The sequence below is a fragment of the Nannocystis punicea genome (assembly GCF_026965555.1).
Taxonomy (GTDB): Bacteria; Myxococcota_A; Polyangia; order Nannocystales; family Nannocystaceae; genus Nannocystis; species Nannocystis punicea.
Genome location: NZ_CP114040.1, coordinates 5,121,698 through 5,143,016, shown reverse-complemented (window position 1 = coordinate 5,143,016; position 21,319 = coordinate 5,121,698). Strand labels below are relative to the sequence as shown.

Genomic DNA, 21,319 nt, shown 5'->3' with positions numbered 1-21,319 from the left:
CGTCATCCGTCCTGCCCCTTGATCTCGCGCGGCCGGCGGGCGGGGTCGCGGACCAGCCCGAACACGATCGCCAGCAGGTCGTCGTCGCCCACCACCATCGGCGCCGCCTCGCGTCCGGGCGCGGCGGCCAGGCCGACGCTCACCGCGTCGAGCACGGCCGCGCGACGGGCCGGCTCGAGGCCGGCGACCAGCAGCTGCAGCGCCTGCTTGCGGGTCGCCGCGTCGCCGGTGACGGCCAGGGCCGCGGCCGCCCGCACCCTCGCCGGGCCGCTCGACCCGCGCAGGGCAGCCAGCCTCGCCGGCTGCAGCGCGTCGACGGCGCAGAACGCCTCGGCCTCGACCGGCAGCGCGCTCGCGGCGGCGCCGTCCGCCGCTCCGGGCTTGCCTGCCCCTTCGGCCATGTCCTTCGCGCCAGCGCCGCTCGCCGCCCCTGCGCCATCGGCCATGCTCTTCGCGCCAGGCTTGCCTGCCCCTTCAGACATGCTCTTCGCGCCAGGCCTTTTAGAACCTGTCCCTGAAGACATGTCCTTCGCGCCAGCCAGCCGGGGATCGCCGAGCGGCTTCAGCGGCGCCAGCGCGGCCGCCAGCTGCGCCGGGGCCAGCGCCGGCGCGGTGATCCCGGGGACGTCGCCGCCGAAGGCCCGCTCGAGCTGGCGGAACCCCGCCGGGTGCGTGAGCACCACCGACAGCTCCGGCCACACCGCCGCGCGGACCAGCGCGGCGGCCTGCTCGTCGGTCCACTCGAACTCGGCCAGCGCCAGCGCCAGCGCCTCGCGGGCGTGCCAGCGGCGGGCCGGCGGGACCTCGGCGAGGAAGCTCTCGACCCCGCGGAGCAGCGCCTCTCGGCCGGCCTCGGACCGGCGCGGCGCCCAGGCGTCGTTGGCGTCCCGCACCGCTCGCACGGCCAGGCGCAGCCGGACCTCGTCGGCCTCGCCAGCCTCGGCCCCGTGCAGCAGCAGCTGGCGCAGCGCCAGCAGCTCGTAGTGGCGGGCGTCGATCCAGGCGGCCATCCGCGCCGCTCGCCGCCACACCGCGCGCGGATCGGCCGACGCCGCCCCGGCCGCCTGGGCCAGCTGATCGGCGTGATCGCGCCGGCCGAGGATCAGCGCCAGCTCCGCTTGCAGCGCCAGCTGCCCCGCGGCGATCTCCTGCGGCACGTGGGCCAGGTTGTCCGCCAGCGCCTCCGCGGCCACCCTCGTGTCGGCGGCGTACATCAGCGGCACCGCGACCCGCCCGGCGCAGTCGAGCGTCAAGTCGGCCTCGATCACCTCCCGCAGCGCCTCGCCGAGCTCCGGCGCGCCGAGGCCCTCGGTCCGCGCGCGCCGCAGCGTCGCCGCCAGCGGGCCGCTCGCCCCCGGCGCCAGCGACTCCGCCAGCAGCGGGCACGCGGCCCCCCGAGGGCTCGCCGGCGCGCGCGCGTGCGCGGCCTCGGTCGCGCGCCGCTCCTGCTCCGAGAGCCATGTCTCTCCGAACACCTGCACGACCGCCGCGCGGTCGTCGGCGTCGCCGCAGCGCCCGCCGCAGGCCGCCTGCTCGAGCACGATCGCCGAGCCGGCCGCGCGCACGACGTCGTCGGTCGGCGCGCTACGGACCACAGTGGCGAGGCTCAGCGCCGCCCACGGCCGACCCCCGGCCAGCTCGTGTCGGGCCTCGGCAGCGGCCAGCTCGGCGATCCCCGTCACCCCGCGCGCCTGCCCCTCGGCCAGCGCCCACGCGGCGATCGACACCGCCTGATCGTGCCGCCCGGCTGCCCCGCGCAGGCGGGCCAGCTGCAACAGCCTCGGCAACGTCGACGCGTCGACGGCCACGCGCGCCGACCACAGCGCGGGCGGCGGAACGGCCCGCTGCGCCGAGCCACTGCCTGCCCCGCTCGACGGACCGGTCGCGGGACCACCTGTCCCAGGAGACAGACTCACGCCCGCGCCCGCCCTTTCGCTCGCGGCTGTACCTGTCTCAGGGGACAGGCTCTTACTCCCCGAAGCCGACTTCCCGCTCGCCGGACCGCCTGTCCCCGGAGAACGCTTCGCGCCTGATTTTCCGCTCGCCGGCTCGCCTGTCCCAGAGGACAGACTCGCGCCGCCGGCCGTCTCGCGGGCGAGGTCGTCGGCCACCGCCGCCGCGCGTCCCGGGGCGGCGCGGCCGCCGAGGCTGCCCGTCAGCGCCATCTCGGCGCTCGGCAGATCTCCGAGCAGCACGAACACCCGCCAGCTCATCGCTGCGGCCCCCGGGTCGTCGTCGGCCGCGTCGAGCAGGCGGATCACAATGCTCGCAGTCGACCGCGCCGCGTCGTCCCCCGGCAGCTCGTAGCCGGGCCCCAGCTGCGCCAGCCGCAGCCGCACGTAGTCGCGCGCCAGCTGCGACACCCGGGCGTCGGCCGCCGCGACCACGTCGGCCGCCGCCGACTCGCCGATCCACCCGCGCAGCTCGTCGAGGTCGACCAGGTCGAGCCCCAGCTCGCCGCGCAGCTCCGCCGCCAGCAGGTCGGCCACGTCGGCAGGCTCGAGCTGGACCGCCAGGCGGCCGGCCGCCTCGCGCAGCGCCGCCGGCCCGGCCTCTCGCGCCTGCGCGAGCGCCTGCGCGAGCGCCTGCGTGCGCGCATCGAGCGACGGCGGCCGGCAGCGCTCGCCCTCGCAGCCGGCCAGGGTCCGCTGGGCGCGCGCCTGGATCTTCGCCGCCGCCACCACCTGTTCGTGCAGCGCGCGGTCGGCTCGCCACTGCACCTCGTCGGCGCTCGACTTGCCTTTGGGACAGATCATCGCCACCCGCCGCAGGTCGAGATCGGCCGCCAGCGCCTCGCCCTCGGCCAGAAACCGCGCCGCCCGCCGGCGGAACAGCTCGCAGACGTCGCTCCGCCCTGCCAGCGGATCGGTCTCGAGGCTGGCCGCGCGGGCGTAGTGCGCCGCCGCCAGCCCGGTCAGGCCCTCGGCCGCCTCGAGATCGGCGAGCGCCACCAGCGACGGCAGCTCCGCGTGCTTGCGGAAGTCGCGGAGCAGCACCGCCCGCGCCTCCTCCGGCCGCCCGAGCGCCACCAGCGAGCGGGCCCACGCCCGCGCCGCCTTGCCGCGCGGCAAGATCCGCGCCTGCCCGGCCCGCGCCACCACCTCTTCATGGCGGCCCTGCTCGGACAGCCGCGGCAGGCGCGAGTGACACGCCACCGTACCTGTCCCAAATAACATGGCCCAAGCGACCAGCGCTTTCCGCCATGTCCGATCGGACCGGCGCGGGCCGCCTCCGCCGGCGGCGGTCGTCATTCCCCGGCCCCGCCGACCGGCGCCGGACAGGCCAGCGCCGCCGCGCCGCCCGCCTCCTCGATCAGCTTGGCCAGCAACCGCCGGTCGCCCGCGCCGAGCCGCTCTTCCATGCCCTTGGCCGCGCACAGCGGCTCCTTGGCCGAGTCCGCGTCGCCGAGAGTGATGTAGCCGCTGGCCAGGCGCAGCTGGCCGATCGGCCGCTCCGGGTGCGCCTCGACCTCCTTCTCGAGCAGCTCGATCCCCGTCTCCGAGTCGCCGTGCTTGAGCAGCCGCGACGGCGCCGCCACATACAGCGAGCCGAGCAGATGCGTCGCCGCGCCCTCGCGGAAGTCGGGCTCCTTCTCGCGGACCTTGCGGGCGTACGCCTCGGCCTCGGTCACCAGGCCGCCCGCCTGCAACCCGCGGTTCTCCGCCAGCCGGCCGGCGATGGCGGCGCGGGCGAACGCGTAGGCCGGGGTGTCCTCTTCCCAGCTGGTGATCAGCGCGTAGGCGTCCTCGCGGTCGGACGGGGTGTCGGTCTGGGCGTCGATCTGGGCCTCGAGCGCCTCGTACACGGCGATCGGGTCGTGCGTCTCGGCGGCCGCCGCGAACTTGGGGTTCTGGGTGTTGCCGTGCGGGCGGCAACCGGCGAGCGCGACGAGGATGACGGCGAGGAGCGAGCTGCGCATCGCCGGCAGGAATACCACGGCGCTCGCCACGCGGTCACTTGTCGTAGGCCGCGGTCACGCTGGCGTAGTCGGCCGCGCTCGCGGTCTTGAACGCCGACAGGCCGGCCTCGCGGCAGGTCGCCTTGCCGTCGCCGGCGCAGATCTTCCCGAGGCTGCTCTGGAACGCCTTGCGCTCCGCCGCGGGCGCCGACGGGAACGCCACGACCACCATCGGCGGCAGCTTTTCGGACGCCCAGATCGACTTCACCGCGGCGCCGCCCTCGATCTTGCCGAGCTCGGCCAGCTGCGCGTCGTCGATGAGCGCGCACTCGGCCTCGCCGCTCGTCACCTTCTTGAGCGTCTGCACCGGCCGCTTGGTCTCGACCAGAGTGAAGTCGGCGAGCGAGAACTTGCCGGCGCCGATCACCTTGTCGATGAACTTGCGGTCGTCGGCGTGGTCGCTCGCCAGAGTCTTGCCCTTGCAGCCGGCGAGGTCCGCCTGGGTCTTGCTGATGATGTGATACTGCCGCCCGCCCGCCTGTGCGACCTCGGCCTGGCCGATGACGTCGAGCTTGTGCTTGGGACCGAGGGCCAGGAACGCGGCCAGCGACATGATCCCGTAGTGCGGGTCGATCGAGTGGATCTGCGTCTCGGCGGCCTCGCGGCTCGTGAGGTACTTGCCCGCGCTCGCGGTCCAGCCGTTCTGCTTCGCCACCACGGCGATGAGCTTGTCGATCAAGGGTTGAGCCTGCGCCGCGCTGCCGACCCCGTGCTCCTTGACCACCAGCACGTTGACGGCGCCATCACCCGCCTTGGCCGTCGTGGTCGCCGTCCCGGCGGCGACACAGCAAGCGGCGGCGAGGGCGATGGAAGCGAGTCTGCGTGAAACGGGCATGTTGTCTCCTGGCGCGCTTGGACGGGCCTGTGTCTGAACTATGCACCGTCTCGCCGCCGGGGCGAAATCTCGTGCGGGCGGGCCGCCCGCTGGCGTTTAAGCGCGAATGGCCGAGCTCGACCGTGGCCCGCTCGGCGTCCGCCAACTCACGCCCCGCGACCTTGCGCGAGCCATCGAGATCGGCCTGCGAGTGATCACCAGCACAGTCCAGTGAGCACGAGGATCATCATCGTCGACGATGGACGCGCACCGTCGAATCGCCGACGGCCGACGACGATCGTCGCGTGCCGCTCGAGCTCATCCTCGCAAGCGCAGTCGATCGCACTCGCTGGTCACGCGCGCGAGCTCGGGCGCCGGCTCGGCATGAACGCGAGCAGCAGCGCCAGCGCCACCGCGGCGCCGACGGCGGCCAGGCCCCACGCGCTCGGGCTCGTCGCCTCGCTCGCCAGGCCGAGCGCGGCCCGGGCCTGCGCCAGCACGCTGCCCCGCTCCGACAGCCCGAACAGCGGCGCGAGCGTGGCGTAGCCGGCGATCGTCGCCAGCGCGTAGAACAGCCCGAGGATCCAGCTGCGCACCCGCGGATCGAGCCCGGCGCCGGCGATCTCGACCGCATGCGTGGCGTTCAGCACGTCCTTGGCGAACAGCGGATCGTTGCGCTGGCGCACGCTGTCGAACAGCTCGAGCTCGCGGTCGACGAAGCGGACGAGCTCGGCGCGGCACTCGGCGTCGGCCTCGACCAGCGCGCGCATCTCCGGCGGCAGCCACGTCTGGCCGCGAGGGTCGCGCTTGAGCGTGCTCGACGGGACGTCGAGCAGCTCGAGGAACTCGCGCAGCCGGGCGATCGATGGCGACGACTCAGGCATCCTCGGCCTCGACCTCGCCCGAACCCCAACCATCGAGGTGCTCGCGCAGCATCCGCTTGGCGCGATGGAGATGCGTCTTGACTGTCCCGAGAGGCAGCTCGAGGATCTCCGCGATCTCGGGATACGACACGTCCTCGAGGTAGTAGAGCATCACCACCGCCCGGTAGCGCTCGGGCAGCGCGCCGATCGCCGCGTCGAGGTCCTTGCGCATGTCACAGCGGCTCGCGCTCGTCGACGTCTCGGGGGCCATCGCGCCGGCCTCGAAGTTCTCCGGCAGCGCCGCCAGCTCGCGCACGCGGGCGCGGTGGTTCAGGTACACGTTGTAGGCGATCCGGTACAACCAGGTCGAAAACCGGGCCCGGCCCTCGAAGCCGCACAGACCGCGATAGGCGCGGAGGAACACCTCCTGCGCGAGGTCGTCGGCCAGGTTGCGGTCGCTCGTCAGGCGCAGGAGCAGGCCGCGGACCTTGCCCTGGTGCCGCCGGAGCAGCTCGCCGAACGCCTTCTCGCCGTCGGCCCGGCCGGCCGCCTGGACCAGCGCGTCGTCACTGAGATCGGCCAGGTTCTGGGTCTTGCGGAGCCCGAACCCGAGCCAGGAGAGCGCTGCTGTGGACACCTTGCTCATGAGTTCCTCTTGCGCGACGCGGCGAACGAAGCGAGATAGCCGAGACCGATAAAGCCGGGGATGAGGCCCGTGGGGCCGAGGCCCGGCATGCCGACCGACGCGCCCAGGAGGCCGAGGCCAGCGAAGATGAGCACGATCCCGCGTCGCAGGTCGCCCTGGGCCGACGACGGGAACAGATCGTGCGGGGGATCCATGCCCTTTTCGAGGTAGCGTCGCGCCAGCTCGAATCGGCCTTCCTCGCCGCGCTGGCGGATCCTCACCACCGCGATCACCGCGATCACCAGCAGCGCGAGGAACGCCACGTCCACGATCACCGACGACGCGCACACCTCCGCGCCGCCGCTCGGCCCGCTCGGGCCGCCCCACCAGAACGAGCCGATGCGGGTAAAACACCCGCGGGTCGCCATCGCGGCGCCTTCGACCAGATCATCGATGTGCAGGCCGAACCCGCCGTAGTCCAGGGATGACAAGAAGGTGCGCAGCATCGACCCTCGTACGACCCGACCAGGGTCCCCGCGGTTTCAGCCCGAGGCAAGCGGCGATGCAGGCAAATGCCGGCGATATCGCGCCCACAGGGCCTCGAAGCTGAGGTGCTCGGGGGGCTCTGCCTCTGCATCCGCAGCCCCCACCGCGCGCAAAGCCTGCGCGACCGCCCGGTAAGCCGCCTCGACCGTCGCCGGCAGCTCGCCCGGGTGCGCCGCTCGCGTGGCGTCGACCAGCGCCGCGAACTCCGCCCCCTCGCTCACCCCGTAGAACACCCCCTGGATCTCGACCTGCTCCTTGAACCAGGCGTCGACATCCCCGCCCGCCGGCGCGTACGCGCACGACAGCACCGAGCAGGCCAGCTCCCCCCACAGCAGCGCCCGCTGCTCGGCTACCCGCAGGTCGAGCGGGATGAGCCCGTAGTCGAAGCCGTGGTCGTCGGCCAGGTACCCGGCCTGGATCGCGTGGGCGAACTCGTGGACCAGGTTCGGCAGCCCGGCCGCCACGACCACGAACGGCCTGTCCCCGGGGTCATCCGCGCGGCGGGTCCGGATCAGGTTGTCGTCGCCCGCGGCGATCACCACCTCCGCGCCCATCACCGCCCATGCCCGCGCCATCGCCAGCAGCAGCGGCGCTCCGGCGTCCGGATGACCTGACTCGACGAACAGGTTCAAAGGCCACCTCAGAACGACCACTGCAGCCCGAGCACCACCTCGCGCCGGCTCGCCCGCAGGTCGGCCCGCAGCCGCTTCTGCTGCAACTTGCCGACCGTCAGCATGGCGATGCCGCCGGCCAGCAGGAGCACCCCCGGAATGAGCAGCGCGGCCGTAGCGCGATTTCGCGCGTTCTCCAGACAACCGTTGCCTGCGTGGTCCATGCGCGGATCGCAGGCCTCCTGCTCGTCGAGCGTGTTGACCTTCGCCTGCGACATGGCGATCCCGCCGCCCGTCAGCACCGCGCCGATGCCGAGGAACACCGCCCCGCTGCGCACCCAGCTGCGGGCGCGCTGGGCCTCCGGGCTGTCGACGAGCGGATCGTAGGGCACCTCGCCCTCGTCCTCTTCTTCGTCCTCGACGGGCCCCTCGGGCTGCACGGGCGCGGCCGTCGTCGGCGGCGGCGTGGTCTCCGGCGTCGACGCCGACGGCGACGTGGCGCTCTCCGAGCTCGTGCCCTCCGTCGACGCCGGCGCTCCGGTCGGCGTCACCGCGCCCGGCGGGGGCTGAGACGGCGGGGGCTCGGACGCGGCTGGCGGCTCCGGGACCGCGGGCGTCGTCCCGCCGGCGCTCGGCGCGTGGATCACCGCGTCGTCGCCGGTGTACTCGCGCGTGGTGGGCGGGCCGGCGAGGAGCGACCCACTGACCAGGACATGCAGGGCGGCGCGCAGCACGGGCCGCGAGACTACCACGCCCTCGCCTTGAACAAACCGCGGCGGCGGGTCACAGTGGCCGCGTGCTCGTCGCCTCCGCGCTCGCCGCCGTGCTGCTCGCTGCGCCGGCGGTGCGCGTCCAGGACTGCGCCCCGCTCGCCCTCCACGTCGGCCCCGTCGACGCCCCCCTGGCGATCTCCGCCTTCCTCGACCCCTTCGCCTCCACCACCTTCGGCCTGTGGCTCGATCTGCGGCGTCTCGTCGCCGATCACGAGGGCCTCGTCGGTGTCCGCGTCGTCCCGATCGCCACCACCATGGTCGAGAACGTGGGCGACACCCGGATCCTCCGCCTCCTGCTCGGGGCCGGCGTCCGCGGCCGACAGGAGGCCGCCCTGCGGGTGCTGGACCGCGACGGCCGCGATCGCCTCGCGGTCCGCCTCGCCGATCCCGCCGCGCGCGCCGTCCTCGCCGGCGAGCTCGGGCTGAGCCCCGAGGATCTCGCCCTGATCCTCGACGATGGCTGCATCGACGCCGCCGTGCGCGCCGGCAAGGCCGAGCTCCAGCGCCTGCACCAGGCCGCGGGCGGCTACCTCGGTCGCCCGCCGATCTTCGTCGTCGGCCAGGCCGCGGCCTTCGAGGACGGCGTCGGCCTCGAGCGCGTGCGCGGCGAGCTCGCCCGCGAGGGCCAGCGGATCCGCGGCAATCGACCGCTCGTGCGCCCGGTGATGGCCCCGCGGCGAGGTGTCAGCCAGCGGCTCATGCGCCCGCCGGTGCAGGCCGGCATGTTGGTCGGTGGGGTCGGCCTCCCCCATCGCCTCGTCGTGTTCGCCGAGCACGACGAGCACCCCAATTTCTCGCTACTCGCCCCGGTTCTCGAGTTTCGCCGGCACAACCCCGGCGTCCTGGCCGTGCAGGTCATCGCCCGCGGCACCACCACCGGCGCCCGGCAGCTGCGGGTGCGCACCTGCGTGGCCGAGAAGCTCGGCTTGCAGCTGGAGTACCTGCGGATCCTCGCGCGCGAGGGCGAAGGCGCGCGCAGGGAGCCGCGGAGCGCCGCGGCGGCCGATTTCATCGCCCGGCTCGACGAGGCGCCCGAGGCGCAGACCTGCGAGCTGGGCGAACCCGAGCTCGAACGGGGGCCTGGAGGCATCACCGCCTTGCCCGAGGGCGTATGGCTCGACGGGGCCGCCGTCGGCCAGAGCGATCTCGACGCACTCGCCGCCAGGCTCGCAGGAGCCGACGCCGCCCAGCGCCCGCTCGATGCCGTATTCTCGGCAGCGGCGCCGGAGCCCTGAGGTCCGGCCGCGATGAGGTCCATGGCGATGGAGATCAAGCACTGGGCAGCGACCGATGTCGGGCGAAAGCGGTCGCACAACGAGGACAATTTCCTCATCGACAAGAACCTCAACCTCTTCATCGTCGCCGACGGCATGGGCGGCCACGCGTCCGGTGAAGTGGCGAGCGCGCTCGCGGTGCACACGATCCGCGACGTCGTCAGCCGTGAGCGCGACCTGCTGACGCGCATCGGCGACTTCGATGCGACCGCGCAGATGGAGCTGTGCACGCTGCTCGAGTACGCGGTGCACTCGGCGTCCGAGCGGATCTACTTCAAGGCCCAGCAGGAGCCCGAGAAGCGCGGCATGGGCACGACCGTGGTCGCGCTGCTGATCATCGGCCAGCGCGGCTTCATCGCCTACGTCGGCGACAGCCGGATCTACCTCAGCCGCAACGGCGTGGTCTATCCGCTGACCGAGGATCACTCGCTGATGAACGAGCTGATCCGCAGCGGCAAGGTCCGCGCCGACGAGTTCGCGGTCAGCCCGTACGCCAGCTTCAAGAACGCGATGACGCGGGCCGTCGGCGTCTACGAGCACGTCGAGGTCGACATCCTCGACTTCGAGATCCTGCCGGGCGACGCGTTCCTGCTGTGCTCCGACGGCCTCTACGACTACCTCGACGACGCCGAGATCGCCAGCAACCTCGCGCTCTCCAACATCGAGGACATCCCGGGCCGCTTCATCGACCTCGCCAACAGCCGCGGCGGCAAGGACAACGTCACCGCCCTCGCAGTGCAGGTCCGCGGCGACGCCACGCGCGTCGCCCAGCTGCAGTTCACCGTCGAGACCCTGCGCCGCGTCAAGCTGTTCGAGGGCCTGACCTACCAGCAGCTGTGCAAGCTGATGAACATCTCGCGCGTCCAGGCCTGCCACAAGGGCGAGGTGCTCGTGCGCGAGGGCGAGGAGGCGGGCGACATGTTCGTCGTGCTCGACGGCCGCGCCACCCTCTCGCGCGGCGGTCACCACCTCGTCACCGTCAACGCCGGTTTCCTCCTCGGCGAGACCGACCTCGTCGGCACCGACTCCGCGCGCATCACCATCACCGTCGAAGCCAACGGCAAGCTGCTGCGGATCGGCCGCCGCGAGCTGCAAGAGCTGATGCGCCGCGATCACGCGCTCGCCTCCAGGTTGCTGTGGAGCCTCGCCACCGAGCTCGGACGCCGCCTCGAGGACTCGCAGTCGCAGCTCGCCCACGCCATCGGCGACAACAGCGAGCGGACCATGGTCGTCGACGTCAGCGAGACCGAGCCCGACGCCGACGCCGACGTCGGCGTCGACGTCGACACCGACGAGACCGAGTCGTTCGTCGAGACCAACCCGCGCGGCCTCGTGATCCCCAAGCTCACCAAGGCCGAGCCCGAGCTCGTCGAAGAGATCGAAGAGATCGAAGACGTGATGGATGACGGCAGCTGACCCACGAGAGGCCGCGCTCGTCGCGGCCGCCGCCGCCGTCCGCGAGCACGCGCGTTGCACCTTCAGCGGCTTCGCCGTCGGCTGCGCCCTGCGCGACGCGAACGGCACGATCTGGACCGGCGCCAACGTCGAGAACGCCAGCTACACCCTCGGCCTGTGCGCCGAGCGGGTGGCGCTCTTCTACGCCCTGACCCACGGCGCCGCCGCGATCGAGGCCGTCGCCGTCGTCACCGGCGCCGACACCCCTGCCCCGCCGTGCGGCGCCTGCCGCCAGATCCTGTTCGAGTTCGCCGCCGACGCCGACCTGGTGCTCGCCACCACCGGCGGCGCCCTCCTGCGCTCACGGGTCCGCGATCTCCTGCCCCTGGCCTTCGACGCCGGCTTCCTCGCCCCGCGCCAGCCATGAGCGCGGGCCGCCTGGACGACACGCTGTCCGCGAGCGCAGCGCTGCCGACCCGCGCCGCCACGCCGCCCGTCGAGGACGAGATCCTCACGATGCCGCCGTCCGAGACGCCGCCGCCCGCGGCCCCATCGACGCTCGCGACCAGCCGCCTGCCGCAGATCGAGCGCGACACCTACGTGATCGCCGGCCAGTTCGCGCAGGGCGGCATCGGCCGGATCTTGCGCGCCCACGACCCGAGCCTCGACCGTCAGGTCGCGCTCAAGGAGCTGCTGGTCCGCGGCCGACCCGTCGACGAGGAGCGGTTCGTCCGCGAGGTCCTCCTTACCGCGCGCCTGCAGCACCCGGGCATCGTCCCGGTCTACGCCGCCGGTCGCTGGCCCACGGGCGAGCCGTTCTTCGCCATGAAGCTGGTCTCGGGCCGCTCGTTCGACAAGGTCCTCGCCGAGGCCAAGAGCCTCGCCGCGCGCCTGGCCCTGCTCCCGCACGTGCTGGCGATCGCGGAGACCGTCGCCTACGCACACAGTCAGCGGATCCTCCACCGCGACCTCAAGCCGCACAACGTGCTCGTCGGCGCCTTCGGCGAGACCGTCGTCATCGACTGGGGCCTGGCCAAGGAGCTCGACGTCGCCGACCTCGGCGCCGGCGAACCGACCCCCGTCACTCCGGGCAAGGACCTCACCTTCGTCGGCGCGGTCATCGGCACGCCCGGCTACATGTCGCCGGAGCAGGCCGAGGGCGCCGAGGTCGACACCGGCACCGACGTCTACGCCCTCGGCGCGATCCTCTACCACGTCCTCTCCGGGCAGCTGCCGCACGACGCCGGCAACGCGATGGAGATGATCTACAAGACAGTCTACGAGTCACCTGTCCCTTTGCGCAGCCGCGAGCCCGACGCGCCCGACGAGCTGGTGGCGATCGTCGACAAGGCCATGGCGCGCGACCGCCGGCGCCGCTACCCCAGCGCCAAGGAGTTCGCCGACGACCTGCGGCGGTTCCAGACCGGCCAGATCGTCGGCGCGCACCGCTACACCGCGTGGGAGCGCCTGCGTCGGTTCGTCCGCCGCCACCGCGCCTTGCTCGGCCTGGCCGCCGTCAGCGTCGCGCTGATCGTCGGCGTCACCGCGCTGAGCTTCGTCCAGGTCCGCGAGCAGCGGGACCTCGCCGAGAGCGCGCGCGACCGGGCCGAGGACGCCGAGCGACGGGCGCAGGCGGCCCAGGTCGAGACCGAGCGGCGCGCCGACAACCTGTCCTTCGAGCAAGCCCGCCTCCTCCTCGACAGCGACCCGATCGAGGCCCTGCGGCTGCTCGACAACCTCTCGCCGGCGGCCGACTGGCGGCGCGCCCGACAGCTGACCGCCGACCTCGACGCGCGCGGCCTGCCTCGCGTGCTCCGCGGCCACCGGGCCGCCATCAGCCGCGCCGCCTTCTCGCCGAGCGGCGACCTCCTCGCCACCACCAGCGACGACTGCACCCTGCGCGTCTGGGACATGTCCTCCGGGACATCTCGCGTCTTCCGCGGCCACACCGGCGACGTCTGGCGCGCCGCCTTCTCGCCCGACGGCGGCCGCGTCGCCTCGACTAGCCGCGATCACACGGTGCGCGTGTGGGACCTGCACGGGGGCGCGCCGCAGGTCCTCGTCGGCCACACCGACGGCGTGCGCAACGTCGTCTTCAGCCCCGACGGCCGCCGCCTCTACACCGCCGACGACGCGCTCGCCCTGCGCCGCTGGGACCTCGACACCGGCGTCGGCGAGGTCATCGACCGCTGCTACGCCAACACGGTCCCGTGGAACGCCCGGCACATCGGCTGCATCGACGTCGACAGCAACCAGGCCTACCTGCACGACCTCGCCACCGGCGCGCGCACCGTCGTGCGCCCCGGCGACGTCGTTATGCAGCAGGCCGGCGGCCTCTCGCTCGACGGGCGGTGGTTCGCCACCACGATCGCCGACGGCAGCGTGTGGCTGTACGACACCCGCGCCGGCGCCGGGCGGCGGCTCACCTGGCCGCAGGCGCCGACCGACGTGTGGCTCGGCTCGCTCCGCGAGATCCGCTTCTCGCCGGCCTCCGATCAGTTGGTCGCCCCGGCCTCGACCACCTACCTGCGCCACTACGACCTCGTCCGCGACCGCGGCACTCTGCTCGCGCCGCACACCGGCTACATCCGCCGCGCCAGCTTCTCGCCCGACGGCACCAAGGTCGCCTCGGTCGGCGGCGACGCGCGCGTCGGGATCTGGGACGTACCGACCGCGACCTCCTATCCGCTGGCCGTGCCCGTGCACATGATCGACGCCCAGTTCTCGCCCGACGGCCGGTGGATCGCGGCCGTCGGCAACGACCCGCGCGTCTTCGTGTGGCCGGCCTCGGTCTTCGAGCGCGAGCAGTACATCGCCCCCGAGCCGATCGGGCACGACGCCATCGCGATGGCGCCGGCGGCGGGCCGCGTCCTGCTCGGCGGCGCCGCGGCGCTCCACCTCGTCGACACCGCCGGCATGCGCTCGCTGGCCGCGATCCCGATCGAGCGACCGATCGAGCGCGTGGCCATCGCCCACGACGGGCGCCACGGCCTGGTCCTCGACGAGGACGGCGAGCTGCTCGGCGTGTCGCTGCCCGCCGGCGCGATCGCCTTTCGCACCCACGTCGGTCCCGGCTGCGAAGGCTTGCGCGCCGGCGTCGACCCGTCGCGGCCGCGCTTCACCCTCGCCTGTGAGGACGGCCGGATCTTGCTCGTCGACTTCGCCGCGGGCGAGCCGGTCCGCGAGCTGGGGCGCGTGGAGGGGGCCCCGCCGACCCTGTTCATCCCCGGCGAGCCCGCGATCGTGATCGGCGGACCGCACGGCCAGCTGCTGCGCCACGACGGCGACGCCGGCCTGCGCGAGCTCCTGCGCGTGCGCAACCGGATCGCGGTGACCGTGGCGATCCCCGGCACGCGCGAGCTCGTGTTCGCCGCCGAGGACCACGTCGAGCACGTCGGCCTCGACGGCCAGCGCCTCGGCCAGCTGCGCGGACATCGCCTGCAGGTCGGCGAGGTCGGCGTGTCGGGCGACGGCCGCTGGATCGTCACCGTCAGCCGCGACAACATCGTGCGTGTGTTCGACCGCGTCAGCCACGAGCTGCGCATCGAGCTCGCGCCACCCGACCTGGTCGATCCGATCGCCGCGCTGTCCCACGACGGCAGCCGGGTCGCCGTCTCCGTCACCGGCGGCGAAATCCTGCTCTGGGACATCGGCGACGGGCCCGATCCGCTGGCGTCGCGCCGCGACTTCCGCCGCCTCCGCGGCCTCAAGCAAGTCGTCTCGCTCGCCATCGAGGCCGACGGCCGCAGCGTCGTCGCCGTCGGCCTCGACGGCCGCGTCGTCCGCTGGCGCGACACTCTCCCGAACGACGCCGACAGCCTGCGCGCCTTCATCGCCGCCCGCGCCGACGACGACGACCCGCCCAAGGCCGAGGTCGGCTGCGCGCCGCCGGAGTGACGGGCCCGATCGGACATGCCCGATCGGGCATGTCCATCAGACCATGATTGTTTCGGCATGTCCTCCACGACATGCCTTAAATACCTCCGCACTCGAACGAGCACGGCCTCATCAGGCACCCGGTCGCGCCGAACGCGAACCCTCCGCCTCACCCGGGGCAGACCGGCGCCGGCTCGTCGACACAGCCGTCGTACCAGCTGAGGCCGAACGCGCAGCCCTCGTCGAGCCCTTGCGGCCCGTCGTCGATGCAGGCCGCGAAGAAGGCGACCGGGGCCAGAGTACAGCGCTGCACCGCCTCGACGCCGCCGGGGCTCTTCACCACCAGCACCGAGCGGCCCGGGTCGCCGAGCGGGATCAAGGACGTCGGATCGTCGCCCGCGAAGGTCAGGTCCACGCGCGACGGAGCCGCGTCGCGCAGCCGCGACCACGCGCACACCAGCCCGTCGTACACCGCCTGCTCGGAGTTGGTGAAGTCGGGGTCGATCTCGTGGAAGCACGGGGGGTCGAACACGCAGGTCTCGAGCAGCGGCTCGTCTCCCGTCGTCCCCGTGGGCGCTTCGCTGGTCTCGCTGGTCTCACCCGTCTCGCCGGTCTCAGTCGCGCCCGGGCTCGTCTCGCCCGTGCCAGGTTCGCCCGAATCCGTCTCGCCCGGATCCGTCTCGCCCGTGCCGGGTTCGCCCGTACCGGGGTCACTCGTACCGGTCTCGCCTTCGGTCTCGCCGCCCTTTTCGCCCCCGCAGGCCGGCAGCACCATCCACGTCATTGCTACACATAAAAAGCTTAAACGAGTCATGTCGACAGGCTAGCAGCCTGTCGACATGACTGCACGGCGCTCAGCCGCCGAGACGGCCCAGCGTCGCCTGCAGGCGCTCCAGGTCGCCCTTCAGCTCGACGAGACGCGCCTCGCCTTTGGCGACCACGTCGGCCGGCGCCTTCTCGCGGAAGCCCGGGTTCTGCAGCTTCGCGGTCAGGCCGTCGGCCTCCTTGCGCGCCTTCTCCAGATCCTTCGACAGGCGCGTGCGCTCGGCGGCGAAGTCGACCAGGCCCGCGAGCGGGAGGATGACCTCGCCCCCGCGCACCACCTCGGTCGCCGCCTCCTTGGGCGCGGCCTCGTGCGGCTCCATCAGGCGCAGCTGCTGCAGCTTGGCCAGGTGGACCACCAGCGGGTGCAGCCGGGCCACGCGGGCGCGCACCTCCGGATCGTCGCTGCGGACCAGCACCTCGACCCGCTTCGTGGGCGGCAGCTTGAACTCGGCCTTGAGGCTGCGCGCCGCGGTGGTCAGCTCGACCAGCGCGGTCATGTCCTCGCGGGCGCGGAGCGTGCCCTCCTCGGCCAGGATCGCCCCCACGCGCTGCACCGGCCCGTCGAGCTCGAGCACCGTCTCGCCGTCGCGCGTGCGCGGGCGGGGGAACGCCGCCAGCATCAGGCTCGCGGGCGCGTCGGCCGGACGCGGCAGGCGCTGCCAGATCTCCTCGGTGATGAACGGGATGATCGGGTGCAGCACCCGCATCACCAGGTCGAACACCGTCGCCAGGGTGCCCTGCGTGGCCCGGCGATCCGCCGGCGGCGCGCCCTCGCGGAGGTTGCTCTTGGCCAGCTCGAGGTACCAGTCGCACAGCTCGTACCACACGAACTGGTAGACGGTGTGGGCCGCGAGGTCGAGGCGGTACTGCGAGAACAGGTCGTCGACGGCGATCGCGGTCTCGAGCGCGCGCGCGAGGATCCAGCGGTCGGCGATCGACAGCGGGCCGACGTCGGCCTGCTCGATCACCTGCGCGCGGTAGGCCGCGAGCTCGTCGGCGCCGAAGTCCTCGAGGTTCATCAGCGCGAAGCGGGCCGCGTTCCACAGCTTGTTGCAGAAGTTGCGGTAACCCTCGACGCGCGCGCGGCTGAAGACGATGCCCTGGTCCTGGCCGGCCATCGTCGACAGGTAGAAGCGCAGGCTGTCGGCGCCGCACTTCTCGATGAGCTCCATCGGGTCGACGACGTTGCCGCGCATCTTCGCCATCTTCCGCCCGTCCTCGCCCAGCACCATGCTGTGGAGGAACACGGTCCGGAACGGCACGTCGCCGCCGAAGTACATCCCGAACATCATCATCCGGGCGACCCAGAAGAACAGGATGTCCCAGCCGGTCTCCATCAGCGCCGTCGGGTAGAAGCGCTGCAGGTCGGCCGACTGCTCGGGCCAGCCGAGGCAGGTCAGCGGCCACAGGCCCGACGAGAACCACGTGTCGAGGACGTCGTGGTCCTGCTCGATCGCCGTCGAGCTGCAGTGAGCGCACGCGGTCGGGTCCTCGCGGCCGACGGTGATCTGGCCGCACGCGGCGCAGTGCCACGCGGGGATCCGGTGGCCCCACCACAGCTGCCGCGAGATGCACCAGTCGTGGATGTTCTCCATCCAGCGGAAGTAGTCGCCCTCGCGGTGCTCCGGCAGGATCTTGGTGCGCCCGCTGCGGACGGCCTCGATCGTCGGCTCGGCGAGCGGCTTGGTGCGGACGAACCACTGGTCGGACGGCAGCGGCTCGCACACCACGCCGGTGCGCTGCGAGTAGCCGAGGTTGAGCTTGTGCGGCTCGACCTTGACCAGCGCGCCGGCCTCGGCGAGCGCCGCCACCACCGCCTCGCGCCCCTCGGCCACCGACAGCCCGCGGAACCGCTCCGGCGCGTTCTCGTTGAGCTTGCCCTGCTTGTCGATCACGACCACGAGGTCGAGGTCGTGGCGCTTGCCGACCTCGAAGTCGTTGAAGTCGTGGGCCGGCGTGACCTTGACGGCGCCTGTCCCGAAGTTCATGTCGACGAGGATCGGGTCGCCGACGATCGGGACCTTGCGCCCCGTGAGCGGCAGGATCACGCGCCGGCCGATGAGGTGGCGGTAGCGCGGGTCGTCGGGGTGCACCGCCACCGCGGTGTCGCCGAGCATCGTCTCGGGCCGGGTGGTCGCCACCACGAGGACGTCGTCCGAGCCCTCGACCGGGTACGCGAGGTGCCACAGCGAACCGTCGGACTCGCGGTGCTCGACCTCGAGGTCGCTGAGCGCGGTCTGGCTGGCCCAGTCCCAGTTGATCAGGCGGAACGCGCGGTAGACGAGGCCGTCCTCGTACAGGCGGACGAACGCCTCCCGGACCGCGCGCGACGACACCGGGTCGAGGGTGAAGCGGTAGCGCGACCAGTCGAGCGAGGCCCCGAGCGCCTCGTGCTGGCGATCGATGATGCCGCCGTGCTCGCGGGTCCACTCCCACGCGCGGCGGATGAACTCGTCGCGCCCGACCTGATCGCGGCTGGTGCCCTCCTTGACGAGCTGGCGCTCGACCATCACCTGCGTCGAGATCCCGGCGTGATCGGTGCCGGGCAGCCACAGCGCCGCCTCCCCGCACATGCGGCGCCAGCGGACCAGCGTGTCCTCGATCGTGGCCGTGAGCGCGTGGCCCATGTGCAGCCGGCCGGTGACGTTCGGCGGCGGCAGCACGACCGTGAAGGTCGGCCGGTCGCCGGGCGCCGGCTGGAAGTAACCGGCGTCACGCCACCACGAGTAGAGCCGCGCCTCGACGGCCTGCGGCTCGTAGACACTGTTGAGCTTCTCCATGCTCCCTCCGGCCCCCATCGGGGCGGCATCTTGACTCGCACTCGTCCGGCCCATGCCGCCGAGACTCTGTCACGTCTCGGCGACCGCGCACCTTCTTCGCCGCGTCGTGGGCCCGTACGCGAACACGGCAAAGCCGCCACGCATCGACCTGGGAGCGATCCAGATCGCGCGAGGCGGCCATCGAAATTCAAGCTCCGGGGCGGTCCCCCGGGACGGCGCTCAGTGCCGGGCCTGCTGCCCGCGCGCGAGGATCTGCTCGGCCATGTCCGGGACGACCTCCCAGACGACCTGCTCGATCACGTCACGGCTGAGCGACAGGAGCGCCTGGACCGCCTTGGGGTCGAGACCGGTGCCGGCCCCGCCGGCCGCCTGAAGGCGCTTGAGCATGCCGGCGGTCGGCGCATCGGCGGGAGCGAACGGGATGGGAGTCGCGATCGGGATCTTGCTGGCCATATCCTCTCCTGAGGCGAAAGCTGCCGGGAAATTCTTGTTGCCGCTGCTCGCGGGGGCCGCCGCGGGCCGTGCGGCCGCTGCGGGGGTCGCCGCGGGCTTGGGCGCCGCGGCCGGAGGCGTCGAGGGAGCTTGGACCGGGCGGGCTGCCGCCGGCGTCGGGGCGGCGGCCACGGGCGACGGCGCGGCGGCCGCCGCGGGGCGAGCCGGGGCGGCGGTGGGCTGCGGCGCAGGCGCGGCCTTCGGCACCGACTTGCCGCTCGAGATCGACTTGCCCTGAGCGAGGGCCGTCACCTTCTCGAGCATTTCCTGCGTGTCGAACGGCTTGGTCATCGCCCCGTTGGCGCCGCAGGCCTGGACCTGGGCTTCGTCGATGCCGACCTGATTCGAAACGAGGAGGAGTACAGGGATGTGCGCTGTGTCGGGGTCGGCGCGCACCGCCTTGACCACTTCATACCCCGAGGGCTCGCCGGCGGCGAGCGCGGCGTCGACGATGAGCACGTCCGCAGGCATCTGCTTGGCGCGAGCGACGGCCTCGGAGCCCTTGCTCACCGCGACCACGTCATAGTCTTCGGCCGCGAAGGTGATCTTGATGGCGAGGCGCATGGTCTTGCTGTCGTCGATCGCGAGGATCTTGGTCGGCATCGAGGCTCCTTCGAGGGTCCAAGGGGTACCATGGAGGAAGTGAGCGGGTCAACGAATCCACGGTCGTCGGGCGCGAAGGGCCGCCAGGGCGCGGCCGCACCGCCTCCGCTGTCCAGCGAACAGACCTGGTGGGGCGCTCCCGTGCCGGCGATGACGGACCCGGCCGCAAGCGCGTCCGAGCTCACCCAGGCGCTCGCCGGCGAGGCCGTGCTCCGCCACGTGGCCGGCCGCCGCGTCCTCGATCTCGGCCACGGGGCGCCGGAGATCACCCAGTGGGCCCGCCGCGTCGCCAGCACGGTCTCGGTCGCGCCGCTCGCCGAACTCGACCAACACGGCGACACGCTGCAGATCCCCGCCGCCGACGCGACCTACGACGCCGTCTATTGCCTGCGTACGCTGGCGCACCTGGGCCGCGACGAGGACAGCTCGCTGGCGCTGGTGCGCTCGCTGCTGCAAGAGGCCGTCCGCGTGACCGCGCCCGGCGGGATCCTGTTGCTCGAGATCAACAACCCCCGCAGCCTCCGCGGCCTCGCCCACGGCATCCGTCACCCCATCACGATCGTCGCCGCCGGCGGCGTGCTCGTCGAGGGCGACCACCACGTCACCCGCTACGACTCGCTCGGCCGCCTGCTCAAGCTCGCCCCCCGCGAGCTGGAGCTGGTGCGCGTGTACGGGATCCGCGTGCTCGTGCCGATCTCCCGGATCCTCTCGCTGCCGCTCCTCGGCCGCGTCCTGGCGGCCGGTGAGTGGTGGGCCCGGGACAGCTTTCTGCGCCAGTTCGGCGCGCACTTGCTCGCCGTTCTGCGCAAGCCCGACCCCAACGCGGGTCGGATCGCGCATCCTTGAGGCTGCCGGACAGGAGCGCGCGAGATACCCCTGGAGCCCTGTGCGAATCTGGATCCTTGCATCGGAGCCGAGTGTGATCGAATTTTGAATAGCGTTTACCTAGGAAGTGAAGCGGCCAGCCCTCGTGAGCCGCGTGTCACGCCGACAGACCCAGCAGCCCTCCCCCACCGGCTGGCCTTCGGCCGCTCCACCGACGTGAACATGTCCCCCGACTCCCATCGCCCGCTTCCCCCACCACGCTCCGGTCGCGCGCGCCGCGGCCTGTCGTCACTCGACTCGCTGCTCGTGGTCGCGATCGCGGCGATCCTCGCCACCCTCGCGGTGCGGGAGCACGCGGCGATCAAGCGGCACGAGCGTCACAACGAGGCGGTGACGGTCATGGGCGAGCTGTTCAACGCGACCGCGGCCTACTACCACGAGCGCCGGCCGAGCTTCACCGACGACGGGGCCGAGGCGCCGCACCGCTGCCCGCACCCCCGGGGCGCGCCCGCAGGCGGTGAAACAGGTTTCACTCCGGGCCTCGACGTCGTCTGCAGCGACGCCGCCGGCGGCGCCTGCACCCCCGGTGCGAGCGACATCCCGGGGGCATATCCGTTGACTGCATGGACCGCACACCCGATGTGGATCGCGCTCGGGTTCGTGCAGACCACCCCGCACGCGCACCATTACAACCTGGTCACGCACAACAGCAACCCCGACGACCACGGGGTGTGCCGGTTCACCGTGGTCGTCCGCGGCGACGACGAGGACGACCCCTGCAACGAGTTCCGCCGCGACGGGGTCGCCACCGCCGAGGGCGTGATCGCGGGCCCGCTCCAGGCCTGCCCCGAAGCGCTCGCCCGCTGACGTCTGCGTTGCCCGGAGGACATGGCCTGGGGACCAGGGCCTTCGGGCCATGTCCGATAGACCAGAGTCCATCGGGCCCACCCCCAGAGGTCGGACCGCGAACTCGCCAGCGGACGATCGTCCGCCAGCAGTGCGTCGTCGAGCTGTCCGAAGAGCCAGGAAGTCGCCTCGCCCCCTCACCTCGCCGGCTGA

At 72.8% G+C, this 21,319-nt stretch carries 17 protein-coding genes; 6 read left to right on the top strand and 11 right to left on the bottom strand.

All coding sequences use genetic code 11. The features are described 5' to 3' along the window. Positions 1–2 precede the first annotated feature (2 nt). The 8 genes from O0S08_RS19890 to O0S08_RS19855 all read right to left on the bottom strand — a co-directional run bounded on the left by O0S08_RS19890 (position 3) and on the right by O0S08_RS19855 (position 8,151). Positions 3–3,176: a hypothetical protein gene (locus O0S08_RS19890; protein ID WP_269040776.1), complete on the bottom strand. Its 3,174-nt coding sequence runs from the start codon at positions 3,174–3,176 to the stop codon at positions 3–5. A 71-nt stretch (positions 3,177–3,247) separates the two neighbouring features. Next, positions 3,248–3,919, bottom strand: coding sequence for a tetratricopeptide repeat protein (locus O0S08_RS19885; RefSeq protein WP_269040775.1), 672 nt, complete (start codon positions 3,917–3,919; stop codon positions 3,248–3,250). Between the two features lie 34 nt (positions 3,920–3,953). Next, the gene (locus tag O0S08_RS19880; protein WP_269040774.1) at positions 3,954–4,793 is read right to left on the bottom strand and encodes a PhnD/SsuA/transferrin family substrate-binding protein; all 840 of its coding nucleotides are present in this window, start codon (positions 4,791–4,793) and stop codon (positions 3,954–3,956) included. A gap of 332 nt (positions 4,794–5,125) precedes the next feature. Then, entirely contained in the window at positions 5,126–5,656 is a 531-nt protein-coding gene (locus O0S08_RS19875; RefSeq protein ID WP_269040773.1) for a hypothetical protein, read from the bottom strand. Then, positions 5,649–6,281 (bottom strand): RNA polymerase sigma factor, encoded by a 633-nt coding sequence (locus O0S08_RS19870; protein WP_269040772.1) that lies wholly within the window; start codon positions 6,279–6,281, stop codon positions 5,649–5,651. The genes O0S08_RS19875 and O0S08_RS19870 overlap by 8 nt, the downstream gene beginning before the upstream one ends. Then, complete coding sequence (locus O0S08_RS19865) at positions 6,278–6,766, bottom strand: DUF6249 domain-containing protein (RefSeq protein ID WP_269040771.1); 489 nt, start codon at positions 6,764–6,766, stop codon at positions 6,278–6,280. The genes O0S08_RS19870 and O0S08_RS19865 overlap by 4 nt, the downstream gene beginning before the upstream one ends. Positions 6,767–6,802: 36 nt before the next feature. Beyond that, the gene (locus O0S08_RS19860) at positions 6,803–7,438 is read right to left on the bottom strand and encodes a hypothetical protein (RefSeq protein ID WP_269040770.1); all 636 of its coding nucleotides are present in this window, start codon (positions 7,436–7,438) and stop codon (positions 6,803–6,805) included. 8 nt (positions 7,439–7,446) lie between these two features. Further along, on the bottom strand, positions 7,447–8,151 hold the full coding sequence (locus O0S08_RS19855) for a hypothetical protein (protein WP_269040769.1): 705 nt from the start codon (positions 8,149–8,151) through the stop codon (positions 7,447–7,449). A 62-nt stretch (positions 8,152–8,213) separates the two neighbouring features. Here O0S08_RS19855 and O0S08_RS19850 point away from each other — a divergent pair, with 62 nt between their 5' ends. Genes O0S08_RS19850 through O0S08_RS19835 form a run of 4 tightly spaced genes read left to right on the top strand, consistent with a single transcriptional unit; the run spans position 8,214 to position 14,756 of the window. Further along, positions 8,214–9,425: a thioredoxin domain-containing protein gene (locus O0S08_RS19850; RefSeq protein WP_269040768.1), complete on the top strand. Its 1,212-nt coding sequence runs from the start codon at positions 8,214–8,216 to the stop codon at positions 9,423–9,425. 21 nt (positions 9,426–9,446) lie between these two features. Then, entirely contained in the window at positions 9,447–10,880 is a 1,434-nt protein-coding gene (locus tag O0S08_RS19845; RefSeq protein ID WP_269040767.1) for a protein phosphatase 2C domain-containing protein, read from the top strand. Further along, positions 10,867–11,286, top strand: coding sequence for a cytidine deaminase (gene cdd / locus O0S08_RS19840; protein WP_269040766.1), 420 nt, complete (start codon positions 10,867–10,869; stop codon positions 11,284–11,286). Before O0S08_RS19845 ends, cdd begins: the two co-directional genes overlap by 14 nt. Next, positions 11,283–14,756 carry a WD40 repeat domain-containing serine/threonine-protein kinase gene (locus O0S08_RS19835; RefSeq protein ID WP_269040765.1) on the top strand — a complete coding sequence of 1,158 codons (3,474 nt, stop codon included), beginning with the start codon at positions 11,283–11,285 and terminating at the stop codon, positions 14,754–14,756. Before cdd ends, O0S08_RS19835 begins: the two co-directional genes overlap by 4 nt. 148 nt (positions 14,757–14,904) lie before the next feature. Here the strand turns inward: O0S08_RS19835 and O0S08_RS19830 are convergent, their stop codons facing one another. The 3 genes from O0S08_RS19830 to O0S08_RS19820 all read right to left on the bottom strand — a co-directional run bounded on the left by O0S08_RS19830 (position 14,905) and on the right by O0S08_RS19820 (position 19,435). After that, entirely contained in the window at positions 14,905–15,510 is a 606-nt protein-coding gene (locus O0S08_RS19830; protein ID WP_269040764.1) for a hypothetical protein, read from the bottom strand. 79 nt (positions 15,511–15,589) lie between these two features. Continuing rightward, a complete protein-coding gene (locus O0S08_RS19825; RefSeq protein ID WP_269040763.1) occupies positions 15,590–18,340 on the bottom strand; it encodes a valine--tRNA ligase in 2,751 nt (916 codons plus the stop codon). Positions 18,341–18,559: 219 nt separating this feature from the next. Then, positions 18,560–19,435 carry a response regulator transcription factor gene (locus O0S08_RS19820; RefSeq protein WP_269040762.1) on the bottom strand — a complete coding sequence of 292 codons (876 nt, stop codon included), beginning with the start codon at positions 19,433–19,435 and terminating at the stop codon, positions 18,560–18,562. A 150-nt stretch (positions 19,436–19,585) separates the two neighbouring features. On the opposite strand from O0S08_RS19820, the gene O0S08_RS19815 reads away from it, so the two are divergent. Further along, positions 19,586–20,281: a class I SAM-dependent methyltransferase gene (locus tag O0S08_RS19815; protein WP_269040761.1), complete on the top strand. Its 696-nt coding sequence runs from the start codon at positions 19,586–19,588 to the stop codon at positions 20,279–20,281. Between the two features lie 285 nt (positions 20,282–20,566). Then, entirely contained in the window at positions 20,567–21,127 is a 561-nt protein-coding gene (locus O0S08_RS19810; RefSeq protein WP_269040760.1) for a hypothetical protein, read from the top strand. Positions 21,128–21,319 lie beyond the last annotated feature (192 nt).

Bases quoted from the DNA above. Each gene is read 5' to 3' on its own strand.
- O0S08_RS19890 (WP_269040776.1), bottom strand. From the start codon at position 3,176: ATGTTATTTGGGACAGGTACGGTGGCGTGTCACTCGCGCCTGCCGCGG.
- O0S08_RS19885 (WP_269040775.1), bottom strand. From the start codon at position 3,919: ATGCGCAGCTCGCTCCTCGCCGTCATCCTCGTCGCGCTCGCCGGTTGC.
- O0S08_RS19880 (WP_269040774.1), bottom strand. From the start codon at position 4,793: ATGCCCGTTTCACGCAGACTCGCTTCCATCGCCCTCGCCGCCGCTTGC.
- O0S08_RS19875 (WP_269040773.1), bottom strand. From the start codon at position 5,656: ATGCCTGAGTCGTCGCCATCGATCGCCCGGCTGCGCGAGTTCCTCGAG.
- O0S08_RS19870 (WP_269040772.1), bottom strand. From the start codon at position 6,281: ATGAGCAAGGTGTCCACAGCAGCGCTCTCCTGGCTCGGGTTCGGGCTC.
- O0S08_RS19865 (WP_269040771.1), bottom strand. From the start codon at position 6,766: ATGCTGCGCACCTTCTTGTCATCCCTGGACTACGGCGGGTTCGGCCTG.
- O0S08_RS19845 (WP_269040767.1), top strand. From the start codon at position 9,447: ATGGCGATGGAGATCAAGCACTGGGCAGCGACCGATGTCGGGCGAAAG.
- cdd (WP_269040766.1), top strand. From the start codon at position 10,867: ATGACGGCAGCTGACCCACGAGAGGCCGCGCTCGTCGCGGCCGCCGCC.
- O0S08_RS19835 (WP_269040765.1), top strand. From the start codon at position 11,283: ATGAGCGCGGGCCGCCTGGACGACACGCTGTCCGCGAGCGCAGCGCTG.
- O0S08_RS19830 (WP_269040764.1), bottom strand. From the start codon at position 15,510: ATGGTGCTGCCGGCCTGCGGGGGCGAAAAGGGCGGCGAGACCGAAGGC.
- O0S08_RS19825 (WP_269040763.1), bottom strand. From the start codon at position 18,340: ATGGAGAAGCTCAACAGTGTCTACGAGCCGCAGGCCGTCGAGGCGCGG.
- O0S08_RS19820 (WP_269040762.1), bottom strand. From the start codon at position 19,435: ATGCCGACCAAGATCCTCGCGATCGACGACAGCAAGACCATGCGCCTC.
- O0S08_RS19815 (WP_269040761.1), top strand. From the start codon at position 19,586: ATGACGGACCCGGCCGCAAGCGCGTCCGAGCTCACCCAGGCGCTCGCC.